This window comes from Ornithinibacillus xuwenensis, assembly GCF_039614845.1.
In the GTDB taxonomy this organism is placed as follows: Bacteria; Bacillota; Bacilli; order Bacillales; family Amphibacillaceae; genus Ornithinibacillus; species Ornithinibacillus xuwenensis.
Genome location: NZ_JBDIML010000001.1, coordinates 92,226 through 111,141, shown reverse-complemented (window position 1 = coordinate 111,141; position 18,916 = coordinate 92,226). Strand labels below are relative to the sequence as shown.

General features: G+C 34.3%; 32 protein-coding genes and 1 pseudogene. 5 read left to right on the top strand and 28 right to left on the bottom strand.

Features of this window, described 5'->3' with window-relative positions; translation table 11 throughout:
* Nucleotide 1: 1 nt before the first annotated feature.
* The 28 genes from ABC228_RS00610 to ABC228_RS00475 form a co-directional block, all read right to left on the bottom strand.
* On the bottom strand, nt 2–661 hold the full coding sequence (locus tag ABC228_RS00610; protein WP_345823152.1) for an HK97 family phage prohead protease: 660 nt from the start codon (nt 659–661) through the stop codon (nt 2–4).
* Nucleotides 654–1,901 (bottom strand): phage portal protein, encoded by a 1,248-nt coding sequence (locus ABC228_RS00605; RefSeq protein ID WP_345823151.1) that lies wholly within the window; start codon nt 1,899–1,901, stop codon nt 654–656. The genes ABC228_RS00610 and ABC228_RS00605 overlap by 8 nt, the downstream gene beginning before the upstream one ends.
* Complete coding sequence (locus ABC228_RS00600; RefSeq protein ID WP_345823150.1) at nt 1,898–2,104, bottom strand: DUF1056 family protein; 207 nt, start codon at nt 2,102–2,104, stop codon at nt 1,898–1,900. Before ABC228_RS00600 ends, ABC228_RS00605 begins: the two co-directional genes overlap by 4 nt.
* Nucleotides 2,105–2,109: 5 nt before the next feature.
* Nucleotides 2,110–3,861, bottom strand: coding sequence for a terminase large subunit (locus ABC228_RS00595; RefSeq protein ID WP_345823149.1), 1,752 nt, complete (start codon nt 3,859–3,861; stop codon nt 2,110–2,112).
* Entirely contained in the window at nt 3,858–4,187 is a 330-nt protein-coding gene (locus ABC228_RS00590; protein WP_345823148.1) for a hypothetical protein, read from the bottom strand. Before ABC228_RS00590 ends, ABC228_RS00595 begins: the two co-directional genes overlap by 4 nt.
* Before the next feature lie 92 nt (nt 4,188–4,279).
* Nucleotides 4,280–4,537 (bottom strand): hypothetical protein, encoded by a 258-nt coding sequence (locus ABC228_RS00585; protein WP_345823147.1) that lies wholly within the window; start codon nt 4,535–4,537, stop codon nt 4,280–4,282.
* 10 nt (nt 4,538–4,547) lie between these two features.
* A complete protein-coding gene (locus ABC228_RS00580) occupies nt 4,548–4,715 on the bottom strand; it encodes a hypothetical protein (RefSeq protein ID WP_345823146.1) in 168 nt (55 codons plus the stop codon).
* A gap of 121 nt (nt 4,716–4,836) precedes the next feature.
* Nucleotides 4,837–5,520, bottom strand: a complete 684-nt coding sequence (locus tag ABC228_RS00575; RefSeq protein WP_345823145.1) for a hypothetical protein — start codon at nt 5,518–5,520, stop codon at nt 4,837–4,839.
* Complete coding sequence (locus ABC228_RS00570) at nt 5,520–5,900, bottom strand: hypothetical protein (RefSeq protein ID WP_345823144.1); 381 nt, start codon at nt 5,898–5,900, stop codon at nt 5,520–5,522. Before ABC228_RS00570 ends, ABC228_RS00575 begins: the two co-directional genes overlap by 1 nt.
* A gap of 24 nt (nt 5,901–5,924) precedes the next feature.
* Nucleotides 5,925–6,653, bottom strand: a complete 729-nt coding sequence (gene terS / locus ABC228_RS00565) for a phage terminase small subunit (RefSeq protein WP_345823143.1) — start codon at nt 6,651–6,653, stop codon at nt 5,925–5,927.
* 290 nt (nt 6,654–6,943) lie between these two features.
* Nucleotides 6,944–7,504, bottom strand: coding sequence for a tyrosine-type recombinase/integrase (locus ABC228_RS00560; RefSeq protein ID WP_345823142.1), 561 nt, complete (start codon nt 7,502–7,504; stop codon nt 6,944–6,946).
* Nucleotides 7,505–7,896: 392 nt separating this feature from the next.
* Nucleotides 7,897–8,274, bottom strand: a complete 378-nt coding sequence (locus ABC228_RS00555; RefSeq protein ID WP_345823141.1) for an ArpU family phage packaging/lysis transcriptional regulator — start codon at nt 8,272–8,274, stop codon at nt 7,897–7,899.
* Nucleotides 8,275–8,296: 22 nt separating this feature from the next.
* A complete protein-coding gene (locus ABC228_RS00550) occupies nt 8,297–8,434 on the bottom strand; it encodes a hypothetical protein (RefSeq protein WP_345823140.1) in 138 nt (45 codons plus the stop codon).
* A complete protein-coding gene (locus tag ABC228_RS00545) occupies nt 8,431–8,646 on the bottom strand; it encodes a hypothetical protein (protein ID WP_345823139.1) in 216 nt (71 codons plus the stop codon). The genes ABC228_RS00550 and ABC228_RS00545 overlap by 4 nt, the downstream gene beginning before the upstream one ends.
* Before the next feature lie 95 nt (nt 8,647–8,741).
* Complete coding sequence (locus ABC228_RS00540; protein ID WP_345823138.1) at nt 8,742–9,002, bottom strand: hypothetical protein; 261 nt, start codon at nt 9,000–9,002, stop codon at nt 8,742–8,744.
* A 22-nt stretch (nt 9,003–9,024) separates the two neighbouring features.
* Nucleotides 9,025–9,189: a DUF3954 domain-containing protein gene (locus ABC228_RS00535; RefSeq protein ID WP_345823137.1), complete on the bottom strand. Its 165-nt coding sequence runs from the start codon at nt 9,187–9,189 to the stop codon at nt 9,025–9,027.
* A 108-nt stretch (nt 9,190–9,297) separates the two neighbouring features.
* Nucleotides 9,298–9,669 carry a hypothetical protein gene (locus tag ABC228_RS00530; RefSeq protein ID WP_345823136.1) on the bottom strand — a complete coding sequence of 124 codons (372 nt, stop codon included), beginning with the start codon at nt 9,667–9,669 and terminating at the stop codon, nt 9,298–9,300.
* A gap of 28 nt (nt 9,670–9,697) precedes the next feature.
* On the bottom strand, nt 9,698–10,468 hold the full coding sequence (locus ABC228_RS00525; RefSeq protein ID WP_345823135.1) for a DNA-methyltransferase: 771 nt from the start codon (nt 10,466–10,468) through the stop codon (nt 9,698–9,700).
* 129 nt (nt 10,469–10,597) lie between these two features.
* Nucleotides 10,598–11,023 (bottom strand): hypothetical protein, encoded by a 426-nt coding sequence (locus tag ABC228_RS00520; RefSeq protein WP_345823134.1) that lies wholly within the window; start codon nt 11,021–11,023, stop codon nt 10,598–10,600.
* A complete protein-coding gene (locus ABC228_RS00515; protein ID WP_345823133.1) occupies nt 11,020–11,274 on the bottom strand; it encodes a hypothetical protein in 255 nt (84 codons plus the stop codon). The genes ABC228_RS00520 and ABC228_RS00515 overlap by 4 nt, the downstream gene beginning before the upstream one ends.
* A complete protein-coding gene (locus ABC228_RS00510) occupies nt 11,271–11,438 on the bottom strand; it encodes a hypothetical protein (protein WP_345823132.1) in 168 nt (55 codons plus the stop codon). Before ABC228_RS00510 ends, ABC228_RS00515 begins: the two co-directional genes overlap by 4 nt.
* A 3-nt stretch (nt 11,439–11,441) precedes the next feature.
* Nucleotides 11,442–12,254, bottom strand: coding sequence for an ATP-binding protein (locus ABC228_RS00505; protein WP_345823131.1), 813 nt, complete (start codon nt 12,252–12,254; stop codon nt 11,442–11,444).
* Nucleotides 12,255–12,265: 11 nt separating this feature from the next.
* Nucleotides 12,266–13,072 (bottom strand): hypothetical protein, encoded by an 807-nt coding sequence (locus ABC228_RS00500; protein WP_345823130.1) that lies wholly within the window; start codon nt 13,070–13,072, stop codon nt 12,266–12,268.
* Nucleotides 13,073–13,240: 168 nt separating this feature from the next.
* Nucleotides 13,241–13,480: a hypothetical protein gene (locus ABC228_RS00495; protein WP_345823129.1), complete on the bottom strand. Its 240-nt coding sequence runs from the start codon at nt 13,478–13,480 to the stop codon at nt 13,241–13,243.
* A 283-nt stretch (nt 13,481–13,763) separates the two neighbouring features.
* Nucleotides 13,764–14,048 (bottom strand): hypothetical protein, encoded by a 285-nt coding sequence (locus tag ABC228_RS00490; RefSeq protein WP_345823128.1) that lies wholly within the window; start codon nt 14,046–14,048, stop codon nt 13,764–13,766.
* Nucleotides 14,048–14,329, bottom strand: coding sequence for a helix-turn-helix domain-containing protein (locus tag ABC228_RS00485; RefSeq protein ID WP_345823127.1), 282 nt, complete (start codon nt 14,327–14,329; stop codon nt 14,048–14,050). Before ABC228_RS00485 ends, ABC228_RS00490 begins: the two co-directional genes overlap by 1 nt.
* A 132-nt stretch (nt 14,330–14,461) precedes the next feature.
* Nucleotides 14,462–14,626, bottom strand: coding sequence for a hypothetical protein (locus ABC228_RS00480; RefSeq protein ID WP_345823126.1), 165 nt, complete (start codon nt 14,624–14,626; stop codon nt 14,462–14,464).
* A gap of 64 nt (nt 14,627–14,690) precedes the next feature.
* A complete protein-coding gene (locus ABC228_RS00475) occupies nt 14,691–14,933 on the bottom strand; it encodes a helix-turn-helix transcriptional regulator (protein WP_345823125.1) in 243 nt (80 codons plus the stop codon).
* A 151-nt stretch (nt 14,934–15,084) separates the two neighbouring features.
* Here ABC228_RS00475 and ABC228_RS00470 point away from each other — a divergent pair, with 151 nt between their 5' ends.
* From ABC228_RS00470 to ABC228_RS00450, 5 genes and pseudogenes are all read left to right on the top strand, one after another.
* Entirely contained in the window at nt 15,085–15,501 is a 417-nt protein-coding gene (locus ABC228_RS00470) for a helix-turn-helix domain-containing protein (RefSeq protein WP_345823124.1), read from the top strand.
* A gap of 121 nt (nt 15,502–15,622) precedes the next feature.
* Nucleotides 15,623–17,299, top strand: a complete 1,677-nt coding sequence (locus ABC228_RS00465) for a ParB/Srx family N-terminal domain-containing protein (RefSeq protein WP_345823123.1) — start codon at nt 15,623–15,625, stop codon at nt 17,297–17,299.
* Nucleotides 17,300–17,329: 30 nt separating this feature from the next.
* Nucleotides 17,330–18,184: a DNA adenine methylase gene (locus tag ABC228_RS00460; protein WP_345823122.1), complete on the top strand. Its 855-nt coding sequence runs from the start codon at nt 17,330–17,332 to the stop codon at nt 18,182–18,184.
* Nucleotides 18,185–18,276: 92 nt separating this feature from the next.
* Nucleotides 18,277–18,780 (top strand): ImmA/IrrE family metallo-endopeptidase, encoded by a 504-nt coding sequence (locus tag ABC228_RS00455; RefSeq protein WP_345823121.1) that lies wholly within the window; start codon nt 18,277–18,279, stop codon nt 18,778–18,780.
* A 47-nt stretch (nt 18,781–18,827) separates the two neighbouring features.
* Nucleotides 18,828–18,914 (top strand): annotated as a pseudogene (locus tag ABC228_RS00450) (helix-turn-helix transcriptional regulator); the annotation flags it as partial.
* Between the last annotated feature and the right edge of the window lie 2 nt (nt 18,915–18,916).

The following is an 18,916-nucleotide window of genomic DNA, read 5'->3' as shown; positions in this document are numbered from 1 at the left end:
ATCAGTTTTCCTCCATTTTTAGTAGAATTTGATTTCTTAATTGCAATAATTCCAGCTCGCTGTTCGAGTTATCCAACTGAGATCTAGCATTTTCCAATGCCTTTGCTGCATTATCCAATACAGCTTGATCACGAGCATTTATGTCAGTCCCTGTATAAGCAGGGAAATTGACCGCACTTACTTCAATAACTTTCTTAATCTTTTGGATGCGCCTTGTTGGCATATCACTATCGAGGTCTTCCCACTTTTCTTCATCTACATAAAAAATAAAAGACATCCCATCGATGTCTCCTCTTTTTATTGCACTATATAGTGATTTTGCTTCGCTATTTTCCTCAACATCTAAACTAGCTCGAATATATAACCCTTTATCGTTAGTTTGAAGTTGCATAGTCGAGTTACCATTATTTCTTCGACTTCTAGCAAGTGGAATTTTCTTTAAATCGTGATTAACACTAAATAACACATCATCAAAGTCACAACCATCAAAAGCTCCACGTTCAATTACTTCGTTGAACCAGTTGCCAATAGTCGTCATTTGGTCATAAATCGCTGGATGTCCTTCAATATAATTACCATCGTCAACTGCCCGTAAATCCATTAAGCCAAAATTACGAACTACGGGTAACTCTTTGTTTGGAAACTCTTTTCCCTTACTCAACCTCATTACCTCCCCCATTTGTATTACCTTTTTTACTCATTTGGTAAGCATTTGCTAGATTAACATCAATATAATTAAGTGATATTGTACGCTTGTCTCCATCTGGTATTGGTGGGTACCCAAGGATTCCTAATTTTTGATTATCTGTAAGTAACCCTTGCTCACCCGCTGTTTTCAGCAGGTCCAATTTAGCAGATGTACTCAAATACATCATATCTTTTTGATAGAATACTACCTCATTGCCAACATCTAACTCTCTTTGAGAAAATATGGTCTTTGAGAATGCTTGTCCTAAACTAATCACTAGTGGTTCCAAAGTCTTTTCATAAAATGCTTGATACTGTTCATCCGTATAATCTCCTGTAAGGATTGGAACAGAAACGCCATAATAATTTAGAATCTTGTTTTGTAGAAAATCAAGGACATCTTTATCAACTATTTTAGGGTTAGGTTTTATGTCTATATATTCATTTTTTAAGTCCAACGCCATGATTCCTGTTTTTCCACTTGCAATAGCCGCTTCAAATTTTGCTCTTTCAGCTTTTTGAGCTTCATCATCCATCATGGTATTAATGTTAATAATACCTCTAACAGAAAGACTTGTTTTAATTGCCTTATCCAATCCCTGTAATACAGAGTCGTTAATATTCAAGACTTTTAATATTGCTGTATTATCGGGTTGTCCATCCATACCACCACCCATTACATCATTCACAGAAAACCTTTTCCGTAAATGAATGACATCAGCATAGGCTAAGGTGAACTTTGTTCCATTAGCAAACTGTAATTCTACGAATATATCTTGTTTGTTGTCTTGTAAAAATGTAACAACGGTTGGGTTCAAAGGATAGAATCCTGTATATTCCCGATAACTCATTCCCCTCGAGTCCTCTTTTGTTGTATACATTGGGTAAATGAAGGAATTAAAATCAAAGTAAAGTTGCCAAATTATCTTTTCTAAGAAATCTCTAGTAGTCATTAACTCATTTGGTGAAAACTTAAATAATCTATTTATAGAACTGTTTACTGTCGATTGCATTCCTTCACTATTTTTACGGATGTGTTTGGGTATTAATTTACTGCATTCAGTTGCTATGACATCAATACACATTTGCACAACATCAGAGGCATACACGTTTTGACCAAACTGCGAAAATATTGGACTGTATCCATTTAACATTTTTGCTTGCTGGTACTGTTGATTTGAATTACTCTCTTTAAATAGATTCTTGAGAATCAACCATGATCACCTTCTTTACTTCTGGCATACACATAAGCAAATAGAACAACGAGAATACCTAATGTAATGTATCCTGCTGGAATATAAATTTTAAATACTCCTACTGATATTAGTGCAATACCAATGAAAAGAAGAATGTCATCAAGATAGAGAAAAACTTTTTTAAATGTATTATTAAAATAATTGAGGACTTTCTGTTTCATAGGTATCACCTCCCAACAAGCTGCATGAATTCAGAACGATTATCGCTATATATTTTGTAAGCTATAATTGTTGTTACTGCACCATCAATTTTTTTATTGTCTTGCCCTTGTACTTTTTTAGGCATCATATCCATCTTGCTATTAAAGTTTAATGCAGTATTTTCAAAGCACCATTTATCAATCGGATTATTATTGTAGACTATCAAATTACTTTTCAAGTCAGCCTCAACTAGTTTCATAGGCTCTGATAAACTCCAATCTTGTGCAACTCTTTCTGTATCAAAACCGTATTCCTCCATCTCTTTTCTCCAGTAAACAGCAGACCATTTATCATAACCTGTTTTAAATACTCTAATGCCATATTCCTTATATAGTTTTACAAACCACGCAGTTACTAGACTAAAGTCGTTTTCATTACCAGGTGAGACAGTTAAATAACCATCTTGTATCCATTCTTTGAATAATTTTTTATCAGCTACTGATAGATTTTTAATTTTCGATTCCGGAATAAAGTACATTTGTACAATGTACTTCTTGGGGTCCCCACTCCTCATCAAGATTACTCTTGCACTAGTTAAGTCACCTGTTTTTGAAAGGTCAACTCCACCAATGCCAAAACAATTTCGGAATTCTTCTAAATTAAAGGTATCCTCATTCTTAATGTCCTCTGTTGTCAGCCATGCTGTTGCGTTGTTTTGCTTAATATTAAAGTCCTTGGACATTACAAATACACGCATGGATTTACTTGTTTTAGATTCCTCAACCATTTTTTTGAGAAAGCTTCGTTTTTTAATTACACCAAGACCTGGATTAGACTTAACCCACATATCTTCGTTTTTCCAAACTTCCCTTTCACTATCTTGTGTGTAGAGCCATATTAACCATCTAGGCCGATCTAGTTCACCATTCAATACTTTCCTAGCTTCACGAAGCCTTTCATCAAGATACCCCTCATTTATGACACCTTCTGTTGTTAATTCAATATATAAAGGCTCATCCTGTGTAGAAACTGCTTGTCGTATAGGCATAATTGAAGTATTATCTTTTAACTCATGCACTTCATCAACTGCACCGACACGAATGTTCTTACCTTCTTTAGCACCTGTTTTTGCGGATATCTTCTTAATCTGACCTTTGTTTTTATAACTGAACTTACCAGTCTTTTTTGGTTTTTTGGGATTTCCAAAGAAGATACCTTTAATATTGCTCCTAGTCACTTTAGAAAGTGACTTACTTTCTTCTCGCATGGAATTAATCGCTTGAAACATTAAATCAGCCTGTTCATAATCATTACTGCTGCATAATATCCTTGTCCCAATTTCCCCACAAAAAAACTCAGCCAAACATATAGCTGAGATAAGTGGGGTTTTCCCATTTTTCCGTGCTACCAGAAATAGCACATCTTGATGCAATCTAATCCATCTATTAATTTCATCATCATATATTTGAAAAATATAAATGGCTTCAACAAATGCCTTTTGAAACAATTCCAGTATGAATGGTTTACCAGCAAACGGTGCTTCAAAGTGTTTACACTTTGTTTCTATGAACTTAATCCGCTTATGGCCATCTTCAAAATCAATCTTGATTTCAGGATTGTTGAAGTGCTCTATTAGCATATCCAATTGGGTCATTAACTCATGACCTATTGTTATTTCTCCATTTTTACACTTGAATATGTATTCAAGTAAAAAAGAATGCGTACCATTATACGAATAAGGTTCCGCCTGTACATTTGGTGCTTGCGCTTGAATCATGCAAATTCACCCAAATCATCTTCATCATCATCAAGTATATTTTTATTCAGTACACCATTAAGTGTTTTAATGATTACCGAATAACTATTTACATTCTTAAGATATTGTCTTGCAGCTTCAACAGGTTTTTGCAGTTGTTTATTCGATGGATGAATGTTTACCATACCTGTTTCTTTAAGGATCTCTTTTAATTCATGATTTTCGGATTTTAAGAAACAAGCATCTTCAATTAGTCCTTCAACAAGTTTTCGTTTGGAATTCTCAACATCTTGAAAGATTTCAATCAACTTTTCTTTTTCTGCTTGGAAAATCGCCTTTTTAGACATGTTTCAAAAAACCTCCAATCAATTTCAAAATTTTAGGCATGTGTGTAAGTTGTGTACCCCTCTCGGTCCCCGAGAGCTTCTTTATTTTTTTGTTACCGGGGGGATGTTTTGGAATATCCGCACTCAGAACATTCTACTTTTGAGAAATGTAATACTTCATCAGCAAAATAATTTTCTTCGAGTAAAACATTATTGCACATTGGACAAGTCATCTCATCCATCTGCTCTAGCTCCTCTGCTAATGCTATTGCGTGTTTCGATATTACTTTTAACTTAGCAGTTAGGTTAGTTGTATTTACATCTACATTAATACTCAATGAGTTATTTGTTTCATTTTGTTTAGTCATCATATATCTCCCCCTACTTATGCAACATAAGTTCCTTTGGTATTGTTGACACATCAGTTATAAAATCCACTAAAGTTTCATGAGTTGGATTCACCCATACGGCAGCTTGTACAGTTACATCTGGTTTGCTGGCCAAATCAATCCCCATAGCAACAGTTTTATTTGACTTAACACTACTCATTACAAGTCCACCACATTTAGGACATCTGATACCATCACGTATCTTATGCGACTTCTCTTGCCAACCGCAATCTTTATCCATACATACCTGTTTTGTTAATGGTTGTTTCATAACTTCAACCTCACTTCGTATATGATTCAAACCACTTATTAATATACTTAGTCCATTCATCTTTCCTGTACTTTCTCTCTTCATCCTGTTCCAACCTAATCAAGCAGTCCTCTTTACTAACATTACAGAAGATAAGCTCTGCTCCTACATCATCTGCTAATCTATCACGCTTATACTTATCAGCATATCCACCAACAATCCAAGCGTTATGCCACTTCCCATAGCGTGTACGTATGTTGTCGATTAATTGATTGTGAATACCTATTACATTGCTAAATAGATTATCAGGCTTGTCATATGTAGGCATCATAGATACAGCTTCATACAATGCATCCATGTCTACAACGATATCACCACGCTCCATGTTCTGATGAACAAATGTAGACTTACCACTCATTGGTGGACCATAGACTAAATACACTTCTTTAGTTCCTTGGTAACCAAAACGCTTATGCTCTTTGTTGTGGCAATCAAAACATATTATTTCTATTAGTTCGGGATTCAAACTAATAGAATGATCATGTACATTTTCAGGTGTTAGTTCAATCTTATGATGACCAATAATATCTCTTGACCTTGGAATAATTTCATTACAACGTGCGCACTTATTACCACGTTCATTGATTAGTGATAACCTAAGATTAATCCAATTATCAGAAGCATAGAATTGTTTGAGTACTGCATGTTTAGCCATTATTTGTCAGCTTCTTTTTCTTTCTCTTTCTTATCTTTTTTAGCCGACTCTTTCTTAGCTTCTGCTTTAGCCTTTTCTAAAGCTTCTCTCTCTGCTTCGACTTCTGCCTTTGCTTTTTCTGCTGCTTCTTTCTCGGCTTGGACTTCTGCCTTAAGTTTCTCTAATGCTTCCTTCTCAGCCTCAATCTCTTCAACATTAACCAACTCTGCACTTTGAGGAAGTAAAACAATCTTTACTCCTGATTCTTCCTCTTGCTTTTTAACCAATTGCGATAACAAATTAAATTCATTTTCTTTTAATGGTTTATTTGCTCGTACAACCAACTGCTCTTCTGTTTCTTTTATTACCTCTACATCTAAATTCACTGATTTATTTGTCATTAAATATCTCTCCCTATTTTTTATTTACCAAGCTTTAGACTCGATAGCTTTAATATCAGCCTTCATTTTTTCAATTCGTAATTTGTGCTCCTCTTTAACTTGATCAGGAGGCATAGAACGAATCATTTCCTCGTACTGTTTAATCTTTCCTGTTAATGTCCTCATTGCTGCAGCTTGTGCAGTTAATGCTTTAGCTTGTTTATCCCAAGCAAACTGAATCTCATATTCTCTATCTGTGCTGACTTCCTCAAATCCTTCCACTCTTTCTCCATGTTCATTAACAGACTCAACCTTTTCTTTATAAATTTTCTCTTTTTTAAGTTCTTTGGTCATATCATCTTGGTCCTGAACAAACATGATTTTCTGAGCTCGGATTATATTAGTGAAACTAATAATGATTTCTTCATAGAGAATGTCTAGCATGGTCATTCCTTCTCTAGCTGCTTGATAAATTTCTTGATATTCATTATCGTTTGGAAACCATTTACGGAACAAGCCATGCTTAACTGCGTTTTCATTACCTGGTGGTGCTCCCCCGCCTTTATTGCCTACTGCATTTTTATTACGATAGGGAGCTCCTCTTTTATTTGGAATGTCAGGAATCTCATCCCATTTGTCTTGGCTTTTCCACTTACGAACAAGTCCAGACTTTATCCCTAATTCTTCAGCAATCTCTTTTGGTTGCTTTTCACGACCACTATTAAGCCATATTTTAAGGGCTTTTAGTCGATTAGGACTCATTGGTCTACCCATGTCATAAACACCTCACCTCCGCCCTCTTTTAGGGGTAATTGAGTTTGTTTTCACACTTTAATAAATTCGCTCAGATGAATGAACGAGAATTTATTCTGAACACAAGAAAAAACACCATTTTTGTGGTGTTCTAAATCTGCTCTTATTTTCCTAAAATATGGAAGTAGAGTGAACCATAAATAATATTCTGTTGCACTCATTAGGAACGCTAAATTTATTGATAGATTTCACTTTTTCCCACTTCATAAAAAGCAGTGCGACATCTACATAGTTTTTGTTGCACTCAATAACTAAGCAAGCCTCATAATTGCTGCATCCATCATCTCTTGAGTTACTCCAATATAGCGTAAAGTAATCGCTTGACTGCTATGATTAAACATTTCCATTAGTAACGCTAGGTTACTTGGGTCTTGTCTATATAGGTGATATCCCCATGTTTTTCTCATGGTGTGCGTACCAATTTCTTTTAATCCAAAATGGCGAGCTGCATTATTTAATTTTCTGTAGGCTGTACTTCGATCAATTGGCTGATTTCTCAATCTGCTTTTTGTTTTTATTTGCCTACTAGTAAATAAAAATTCATCATCATCTTTTCCAGCAATAAAACGATTTAAATCTTCTCGGATAATAGGATGAATGATGAATTTTTTAATTTTCTTAGTCTTTTGCTCCCGGATGGTAACATGAGTCCCTCTAACCATACCAACTTTTAAAGTTCTTAGGTCGCTTACTCTTAGACCACTGTAAATACCAAAACAAAAAAACAAGTAGTCTCGTAAACTTCTTGCTTTTAAATATGCCTTCATTCCTTCTATGACTTCTTTGTCCCTGATAGGTTGTACGAATCTCATTTCATATACTCACCTTCTTACTGGTTTTTGGACACCACCTTATGCTAATTGCTAATTTTATTTCTAACTTTCCAATCACCTAGGAGGTCGGCAGGGATTGTTTAAGTTAGTAGGAAGAGTACTTCCAACAAGAGAATTTCACTCTTTCTTTCCCGTATCAATCGCCCGCAATCCTGCCTAAGCTCCAGTTATCCCTCCATAAAAGCCAATAACCTTCGACACTCTTACGATTAATCGAGTACACCATTGATAAAGGAAAGATGCGTCTCCTAAGAAATTCTTCTTAAGATAAGCGTAAAAGTTTTCTCAACAAAAAAAGGTACCCAGTTTGTCCGATATTTGTTCGAAATTTGTCCGGTTTTTGTTCGATTTTTCTCCAGAACAAAAAACGCTTAGATAATCCCAAGCGCCTTCGCTAGCTGAAAGATTGCTTCTTTCTTTTTTATATAGTATTTTCCCTTTTTAAGCCCCAATTCCATATGAATTTCTAAGTCTGTCATATCTCTACTGTTTATGTTGAGATACTTATATTCAATAATTTTTCTTTCAATTGGGTCTAGTGAATCATTAATCGCCCTTTCAATCTGTTTAGCCTTTAACTCATCAATAGACTCATTTCTTTTTAGTACAGGAAATATATGCAAAGCACTTGCTTCTTTACGCTCCCTAATGTTCTCTAATTTTACTTTTAGTGCTTTATAATTCTTTAAGTCTCTTATAACAGCTTCTTGTATATCCTTCACACTTATTTCTTTATATGCAGCTGACATGTTACCGACCCCCACAGTCTTATTACTTATTCCATCCAGTTCCGACTCCGAATAATTGTTGAGCATAATCACTACGCTTTACTGGTTGTACAGCTCCGGTTCTTTTATCTCTTCTATAAGGATTTACTATCCACTTCAATTTGTATATTTGCTTTTTCATAGATTAGCCCTCGCATGGAAGACTAATGGTTTTCTTAGAATAACTTGACTATTCCTCGTTATTTTCTTTGGAACGTACCAGTTATACTCATGTTTAGTTCTCTTTTTTTGTTCTAGATCATTTAGTGCTTCAACAACATTATTAAATATTCTTTTGACTTCTTCCCAGATACTTTGAAGAGTCTCTTTCAACTTTTGTGATTCACTTTGCATTAAAACCCCTCCACGAAATAATAAAAGGGCACAAACCAAGCGAATTTTCGCTCAATATGTGCCCTGGTTGTTCCAGTAGCTCTATTTAGTTGTCTTTACATCAAAGTTCCATCAATGATTAATAAATTACTATCTGGATCAACAAACTCTTTTAAGATCTCTTTAGGATCTAGTAACTTTTTATCCTCGCCCGGTACCTGACTGAATCTTACTAAATCATAGTTCTCAGGCACTTCAAATATATCTTCAATATCATCTAGGTCTGCGACAGTTGAATTATATTCTTTTTTTGCATCTTCCTTGGACTCAGCCTTTATTAATGCGTAATATGGGTCTACTACTTCAAAATATCCCAATCTATCCATCTCCTTTTTTAAATTACTTCACCGTATAACTTACCTTTTCCGCATGTATCTTGCCGTCTTGCCAAGTGATTGTTTGCTCACCAAATCCGCTGTCTGGAGCATTAATTTTCTTTAGTTGTCCTTTTTTAACTATGAATACCGCATCTTGATCTAATTTAATTTCTGCTGTTTTCTCCACTTCAAGACCTCCTCGTTGTCACAATGCCTTTTTATAACAAGAGTCACATAAGCAACTTTTCTTATTTTGCGGGTTCACCCTGCATTCTTTACACGTTTTCATCCTTTACTACCCCTCTATGGTCCATTTTCCATCTATTAAATCTTTCCAATAGTAGTGCGCAAACCATGTTAACGTTCCTTCTTTTCTAACGATTAAGTGGTCATTTTCTTTTGGGTGAAAATGAACTAGTTTATCCTCTTCAACAGCTTGCATAGCATTTTCGAAAGTCACATAATTCGGAACAATGACCCACTTCATGTCTTTAGTGAAGTCATTTACTATGAATTTTCTGTTGTTATCCTTCCAGACTAGGATATTCTCGTTCAAAATAACTTTATCGCTTAACAACGCTTCGCCATGAGGTACACTTACTGATACTGCAACCTGTCCAACTTTCAGATTGTCAATCATCTTTCCGGTAGTTAACCATTCACTCATTTCTCGCACTCCTTACCATTTATGAATATTACTCCATTTGAATCTCAACATGTGGTAACCCTAACTTATCTCTGTTTTCATTTACTCTTTTTTGTCCTAGTGTACAATACTCTTCTTCTAATTCAAATCCAATCCAATTACGGTTTACATTGTCACACGCGACTGCAGTTGTAAACCCTCCCATACAATTATCAAGTACAACTTCACCTTCATTGGTGTAAGTTTTAATAATGTATTCAAATAAATCGGTTGGCTTTTGTGTAGGGTGAAATGTTTTGCTATCTCTTGGATAATTAATAACTGTTTTTGGAAAGTTCTTGTACCTTCTAACATAAACTCTTTTCAATGAATTGTTATTTTTTCCGAGTGCCTGCATATTAGGATCACTTTTTACTTTTTTAGGCTTAATCTTAATAAGACCTTGCGGGTTATAAGTTGGTAGTTTCCTATAAAAGACGCAGATGTTTTCGTGATTTTTCAAAGGCATTCGATTAGCATTTGGAAAGCCTGTAACATGGTTCCCCTTTTTCCAGACCCATTCATACCTAAACCATTTAAAATTTGATTCGATTAGTTTAGTTGTAAAAGGCTGACTAGAAGTTAGTACAATTGCGCCGTTATCCTTAATCACTCGTTTATACTGTTCCCAAAGTGGTTCAAACGGTATTATGCTATCCCAAGAGCAGTTTGTTGTTCCATAAGGTAAATCACAAAGAATTAAATCTACGGATCCATCTGATATATTCTTCATACCTTCTAAACAATCCATGTTGTAAATAGTGTTTTGATTAATATTCATTTCTTTTCCCCTCTCGATGTGCTATATTTTAAGGGGAACTAATGTTCTTGTTTTTGGTGGTTCCTATGAATCTTTATCTCCTTGTTTTGCTAGATTCATAGGTTTACCTCCTTCGCTATTTCTCCGAATTTAGTTATCCTTATGTTCCTCCTTCCAGCGTTTTATCCTTGCATCTGCATATTGCTTTCCAGTCCAATGTGTTAATTCTTCCAAATAAAAAGGCTCTGAACATCTAGGACAGTTAGGCAACATTTTTCTACCTCGATAATCCTTTTCTAGCTTTTTGATAGTAACTAACCAAGGTTTGTAATTAGCGATTTGTTTTCTTTGCTCTAATAGATTACTAACTTGTTCTTGCAGCCTTTCTCCGTTTCTCGCTAACTCATACATTGCCTCATAAGGATCTACTACAGCACCGCAACTCTGACAGGTAATTCTTCTGTTTTTTGTATCAATCATGAATCTCCTGTTATCACATTTACAAATCTTTTCTATTCCTCGATTAATTCTGATTTGGTCAATGCTTACAATCTTTTTAGGTAAGCTTTCTTTCACTGTCCACCCCTCCTATAAGCAAATGGTCTTTTAATTTTCCTTTTCCTAGCTTGGTGAAATAATGCCAAAAACACCTCGTCAATATGTCTTTGATGCTTTTCCGCAATGTCTTCCAATTCAGCACCTTTATTCCACTCTTTAGTAATTTCTTTCAGCTGCATTTCTGTAAATGCTAGTTCCAATTCTTCTAGAATAAATACATATTCGCTTGATAACGGAAGAACTGGCACGGAATAACCAGCAGTATTCATGCCAAACCACGCTCTTGTAAATACTTCCTCGTTTCCTCTGCACTTGGCACTGCCTTATCCTGAACTGCGCTTTTATGCTGATTCCATTCGACCCATTTCCGTTCTGTTTCTGCTTGAGAATCTTTTGGGTCGAATACCATAACGGATTTCATTCCACGCCACATAAATTAAAACCCCTTTCTTCTGTAATCTGGACCGTCCATTTTGATTACTTCTGTACCATCCATTACTCTTGATAAATTTCGTTCATTTAATTTTCTATTGAGCTGACTACTTTCAAGGTTTGTTGTAAATATGGTTGGCTTACCTGACCTGCTATCCAAAACTTCGAATATCTTAGTATGCGCCCAACTATCATCGTCATTTTTCTTATTGGTGTACTCGGTTCCCAAGTCATCTAAAACAAATAAATCAACTGTTTCAACTAGTTCAAGAATATCGGCTTCACTAAACTTACTAGAACCGTTATAAGTTTGCTTAATCTTAGTAAGTAACTTTGGCACCGATAAGAATAAGCACTTAAACCCTTTACCCATTAGTTCCTTTGTGATTGAAACTGATAAATGGCTTTTCCCAGTGCCATATGGTCCAACCAATAGAAGATTCTTAGATTCATTCGGATTAAAGTCCCTTGTATACTCCATTAATCTACTTTTGGCATTTTGTAATTCGAGTGTTGGAGCCTTATAGTTTTTAAAGGTTGCTTTTTGCAGTGAGTTATTCATCATCGAATAGCCTTCAAATAGCTTTTGTATCTTTCGCGCTTTATTTTCCTTGCCTTGTCTTAATGCTTGTTCTACTAAGCGAAGATCTTCACACTTGCAACCTAAGTTAGCGATAATAATTTCGCCTTTTCTAGGTCCCATTGGGATAACCATTTCTTTTCGTTCAACTGACCTTCCACAACCTTCACAAGTATATGTTTCTAGTAATTTTGATTTTGGATTCACAATGCTTCGTGTTTCCTGTATGCTTTGCATCTAATCCCCTCCTAAAATCCGTAATTGTAAGTCTTCTTGTTTTTGTCTATTGGCACTACTTTTGAAGTGGGATTTTGACGTTTCACCTTTAGTACCAAGGAATCAAATCTTTTTCTTAGTTTGGCAGGAGATAAAACATTAGCCATTTCAAACTCGTCTTGTTGAACCCACTTCATCAAGTATCTAACTTGTTCCTCTGTACGATTATCAAGTTCAATCATCTTTCGGATTTCATCAGACCATGTTTGAAAATTTGGTTCTTTATGATTCGGATTGTTGATTTTAATTTGTTCGAAAAAGAAAATAGCTAATTGATAGTAAATCGAATTTGTGTCGTAAACTTGTTTGCGACTATTATTCTTTTTATCTTTATTCTTTAATTCTTTAATTCTATAATTCTTGTTATTGTTTCCCCTTCGTTTACCGTTCGTTTCCCCTTCGTTTACACTTCCGTTTACCGTTTCGATTTCAATGTCTTTCAAATCTTGATATTTAGAGTAATTAAGGACAGTAAAAAGTGTTCCTTGTTTCGTTTCCACTATCGACACCATTCCATCACTAACAAGTTTGTCAACTGACTTTTTAATAGTCTTTGTAGAATACTGTTTTGTTCCTCGTCCTTCCTTATAAGACAGGTCCTCTGCAAGTTTTCTGTAGGATCTAAGGAATTGCCCTTTGTTAAGTTCAATTCCTGCAACCTTGATACCATCTTTATGGCTTGCTTGTCCGACTAAAAATAAGAAGAGACGAAATGTTGATACATCATGCCACAAATCGGACTCAAATACTTTTCGATAGACCTTAAACCAGGTTTCCACTACCTTCCCTCCTTTGAATTAGAAGTATTGATACGTTCACATATTGCAAATCCATTTTCTATGCGAATTAAGGAATAATGAGGATAACGCTGCATATAATCTTTTGTAAGAGCTTGTACATCCTGTTCGTTACTAGCTTGTTTAAATATTCGTTTAGGTATAAAAACCTTATATGGCACATGCATGGCTATACTCCTGTATTGTTTTTAACAAATATTGGTAACATGATTCTGTATTACTGAATCCATCGTGTAGATCAACTGATGTAACTTCATACATTCCGGCATAATTCAATGAAACTGTAAGACTACCTAGGTCGATTTGCTGCCCTTTTTTAAGTTGTTTCAGCTTCTGGTAGATAGGGTCTGTTTCTGAGCCTAAATAGTCATAAATCATAGTTTGAATCATGGTTTTCCTCCCCTGTTCTTGTTAAAATGAGGGAAATATAGTAAAATAGATTTAAGCGTTATTGACTCGTGTTGCTGCACGAGTTATTTTTTTGTCTTGTTTTTTACTTCTCTTCACTTTCATCCTCCTCTTACAAAGCACTCAATCTAGAACAAATAAGAAAAAAGAAACATGTTAAACCAAATGCAATTATCATGAACCTATCGACTGATTTATCATTCAAAATATCTCACCTACCAACCAAAACAATGTGATTACAATTCCTAAAATCGCAAGACTCTTATCACTTCGCTGCATGAGTTTTCACCTTCAGTTCGTATATCTGCTTGTCCACTACTAATTGAGCATCCAATCTTTTAAGCATGAATTGTTGATCGTGCTCTATCTTATTTTGTTTAAGCCTGTCTAGTGCTTCTAGTGACCTCGCAATGTTAATGTGAAATGCTACTGCCTCTATATATCTTCCATTTTTATAGTGCTCTGCTACACGTATTTTGCAGTGCTCAATACAAGCTACTTCTCGGTTGGCTTTATCTTTATCGCTTGGTAGAAATTCTTTAAAATCCATTAAAACCACCACCCTAATAAAATTGTTCCTGCTAATTGAGTTAACTGAGATATCATGTCTGTCGCAGTTGCTAAATCAATGTTGCAAGCAATAGAGATTAAGATGTCCTGTGAGCTCGTTTCTTGCGCCCATCGCAGTAGGTCGTTCCCTCGGATGTCTAATTTGCCTCTCTCTAACTTTGAAATATTACTTCGAGACATGTGTAATCTAGGTGCTAGTGCTTCTTGGCTTAATCCTGACCTCCTTCGCATTTTCTTTAAAACTGCTGCTAATTCCAACATTCTCACCTCCCCCACTGTTCCGTGTTGGAACTATGTTCCGAGAGTGAACGGTTAAATCTATGTAGTTGTTTTATAATGTAATCACCGACCCCCACTCGGTATATTAAGCTTGTCCAGCCAAAAAGGAACGGCTCAACCAAGCCTATTTAAATACAGATGTTTTGCTTTATCTGGGTTGAAATATGGCTCGAATGCCTTAATAAAACATTCTTCAATCGGCATCTTGCCGTAAGTTTCTTTACCAAGCTTTAGGTGAGTCTTTCTTTTTGGTGATTCATTTTTATTTTTATTTGACATAAAAATCACCCCTCCCAATAACCTATGCAGGTAGGACAGTCGGACTGCCCTTGGTTATGATTAATCAAAACAACATTTTGTTGTGTTGATGTTCAAAAAAAATTTCATCAATACCGACATTAAAAATCTTAGAGATAGCAACCCCTAACTTTAGAGTTGGATTTCTAGCCCCTTGTTCAATCATACCGTAATAACTATTAGTAATTTTAATGCCAAACTCTTGATGTAAGATATTTACCACATCTTTTTGCGACCAAAAATTCTCTTTCCTTAGAGATACAAGCTTTGTTCTCTTGATTTTAGCCATCCGGCCACCCCCCCAACATTTTGTTGTTTATAGAATAACCCAACAAAATGTTGTTGTCAATGTATATCACTAAATTTTTTGTTGTTTTTAATTTTTAATCCAACTATATGTTGTATAATGTTTACATGCAAACAAGAAAAGGGTGCTAATTATGGTAGAAGTAAGTCAGCGTTTCAAAGAGTTAAGAAAAAAACATAAATTAACTCAGAAAGATGTAGCTGAATTCTTAGGCATTACCGAAAGTGGATATGGTTATTACGAACAAGGAAGAAACGAACCTTCGATAGAAATATTGAAAAGACTTTCTAAAAAATATGATGTTTCAATCGATTACATAACTGGAGAAACTGATAATCCTAATAGTAATTCTTCAAAAGTTAACGAAGATTTTGATGCATTGTATGAAATAAACATACTACTTAAAAAATACGGCATCGAACAATCAGGATTTTTTGACATAGAAAAATGGAAAGCTATGGGGCCAGATGGAATTAAACAACTTGAAAGTTATTTTCAATTTATAGTAGAACAAGCAGAGAGAATGGAAAAAGAAGAACAACAAGATTAGCACATCAAAGTTTATTTGGTGTGCTTTTTTACGAGGGTTACATAGGTATATTTACTTATTAGATTTAAAATAAAAATGCAGCTAAACCATATTTTAATCTGGTAAATGGAGGGGAATTCAAATGTATAAATCAATTGAAATAGACTTTAACGATTTAGTTCTTGATGATCAGAATCCAAGATTTGTTACCAATTCAACAAAGAATATAACTAATAAGGATATTATGAACTATTTAATAGAGTTTGAAGAGGTAGTAGAGCTAGCTGAAAAAATAAAGGCTTATGGCGGACTCGTTCCTGGTGAGAGATTATTGGTTACCAAAAGCAATTCTAAGTATATTGTTTTAGAGGGAAATAGAAGAACGGCAGCAATAACCATAATATTAAATCCTAACAAAATACTGGATTCATTATCAATAAGCACTAGATATACAAGAAAAATTTCAGACCTGAGGAAAAATATCTCTTCTGAACTTAAAAACTCATTATCTAAATTCTATGTTGATGAAGTTTCAACTCGAGACGATGCAATTTACTCATTAACGCAACGTCACATTGATGGAATAAAAACCTGGTCGCAGATTTCAAAAATGTTCTTCTATCAACAACACTTTGAAAATGGGAAAGATTTAAAAGCACTTAAGAGCTTTACTGGAGAAAGCACAGCTTCAATTAAAGATTCGTTAAGAAAATATAGTTTTCTGAGAATGGTATTAGATTCATATAAAAAGCTATACCCCAAAGGAAGATATAGTGATTCTAATATAGAGACTACCATTCCTACAGAACTTATTATATCAAGAATATATAACTCATTAAAAGGACCATTAAAATTTAAGTTTGAAAATAATACTTTCAAAATGTCTACTAATGAGTATAACGTATACCAAAAAGAACTTTTAACTAATATTTTAGCCAAAATTTCTTATTTGTATTGGGATCTCAAGAAAATTAATACTCGTAATTTAAATACAAAAGATAACTTTCAAGAAGTATTTTTCAACTCGAAAAATAGTTTAGCCACAATAGAAGAAGCTATTGAAATAGGAAAGTTAATTAAGCAATTAGAAGCATCTTTAAAAAACCCTACTTTGTTTGATGATGACATAGATAGTACAAATAATGATTCCCCAGAACAAGAGCAAGAACAAGATCTAAGCTCAATCGAAAATTCATTAGACAATCCCGGCAATAATAATGGCATTCAAAATAATGATACTAATGAAACAGATGAATCTGACCAGAAACAAGATAATGATTCTGAAATAGAAGAAACAAAAAGAGAAAACGACCCAGGTAATAAAAGAGAATACAATAAACGACAGAAAGAACCAAAGAAGAGAAACTATCCATTTAAAGGAATTAACTATAGTGGAAATGTTATAGGAATATCGCAATCGTTATTCGAACTACATAAAATTGATATCAAGATATTTTCTTTAGCAACAACAGTGTTAATTCGTACATTCCTAGAATGTACATTACAGGATTATATCATGGCCAATAACTTTAATATTAAAGTTAAAAATGGAATTCCGGTTAAAGAACTTTCCATAGATAGTCTTCTAAAGGAATGTACAGATAGTAGTAAAGGGAATTTTCAACAGTTTGAAAAGAAAAACAGACATGTGGCTAGAGTTCTAAGGGAAAGTTTTCAAAAAAGAGATCCTGATGAGTTAAATATAGTGGCACATGGGAATCATCGAGAACCATCAATTGACGCACTTTGGGAAATTGAACGAAGGTGGTATTCTGCTGTTAAAATTATGATAGAAGAAATTTCTGGCCATATTAAATAAAATAGTTTATTATAGCAGTGAGGTGATAAAATGGCCAGTAGATTTTCCCCTCTTAGATATCCAGGGGGTAAAAATAAAACCTATCAATATGTTAAACACTTAATAACTCAGAATGGTTTAAGTTCATACATTGAGCCATATGCCGGTGGAGCAGCTGTTGCTTTACGATTGCTCATTAATAATGATGTTAAACAAATCATAATAAATGATTTTGATAGGGGTATATACTCCCTTTGGAAAATCATTAAAGAAAATCACCACGACTTAATCACAATGATTGAAGATACTCCAATTAATATGGAAGAATGGTATAAACAAAAAAAAGTACAACTAAATAAAAATAATATAGATGAACTCACTTTAGCATTCTCAACTTTATTTTTAAATCGAACTAACCGTTCTGGAATTATTAAGGCTGGAGTCATAGGTGGGAAAAATCAAGATGGAAATTATAAAATTGATTGCCGTTTTAATAAATCTGAAATTATTAAACGAATCAATTTGATTGCCTCATTTTCAAATCGTATTAAGGTTTGTAATCTGGATGCAATAGATTTTATTAATACAGAAATTAAGCATACTAGAAAGTCGTTAACTTTTTTTGACCCTCCTTATTATGATAAAGGGCCTGAACTTTATACCAATTTTTATTCACATGAAGATCATGTTGAATTAGCCAAAACTATTAATAAGTATATGGCGAATCGTTATTGGATTTTAACTTACGATGTTGCGGAACAAATTGAAAAATTATACAGACAGCATGACAAAAACAAGTATTACTTAAATTATTCAATTGCAGAGCCAACAAGAGGACAAGAATTTATGTTCTTTTCAAAAAAAATTGATAAAGGGTCAATAGAGGATTACTTGAAAATTATTTAATATATATATAAAGGTGTACAATCCAATGTACACCTTTTATAATATCATTAAATAGAACATATATTCGTAAGCAATTAGGAGGATAAATTAGCATGGGTTATCTCGCATCTGCATTAGAGGATTGGATAACAAAAAAATATGAACGAAATAAAATATTAGTTGCTGGTGAAATAAATCTTCAACAAATAGCAAGAACTGAAAGAATCTTTATTCATCGAAAACCAATGCCAGCTAGATATGATATTCATGGTCGATATCAAGCTATAACTTTGGATTCACGAAGCACGATAGAAGAACAACGCGAACAATTTTTTCATGAATTATGCCATATATTGCGACATGTAGGACATCAATCTATGATGCCTGAAGCATTCCGACAGCTACAGGAATGGGATGCAAATCGATTTACTATGTATGCAGCTCTTCCCTACTTCATGATAAAGAAATATGATTATAATAACCCACGTTTAATAGAAGATCTAGCAGAGGATTTTAATGTATCAGAGGAATTATGTATAAAAAGAATGGATCATATAAAGAGAAATATAATGGCAAATTCTTTACTTGTACGAAATTATCAGGAAGTATATAATTAAACAAACGTTGTTATATCAGGGTTTGCAACTGCTTGCTAATGGTATGCATAACAAATGCTATGCAAAAATTAGGAGTCAAGGGGCGTTCTCAGGCAGTAGTAGAGCTAATTCGCATGGGCGAATTAAAACTCTAAAA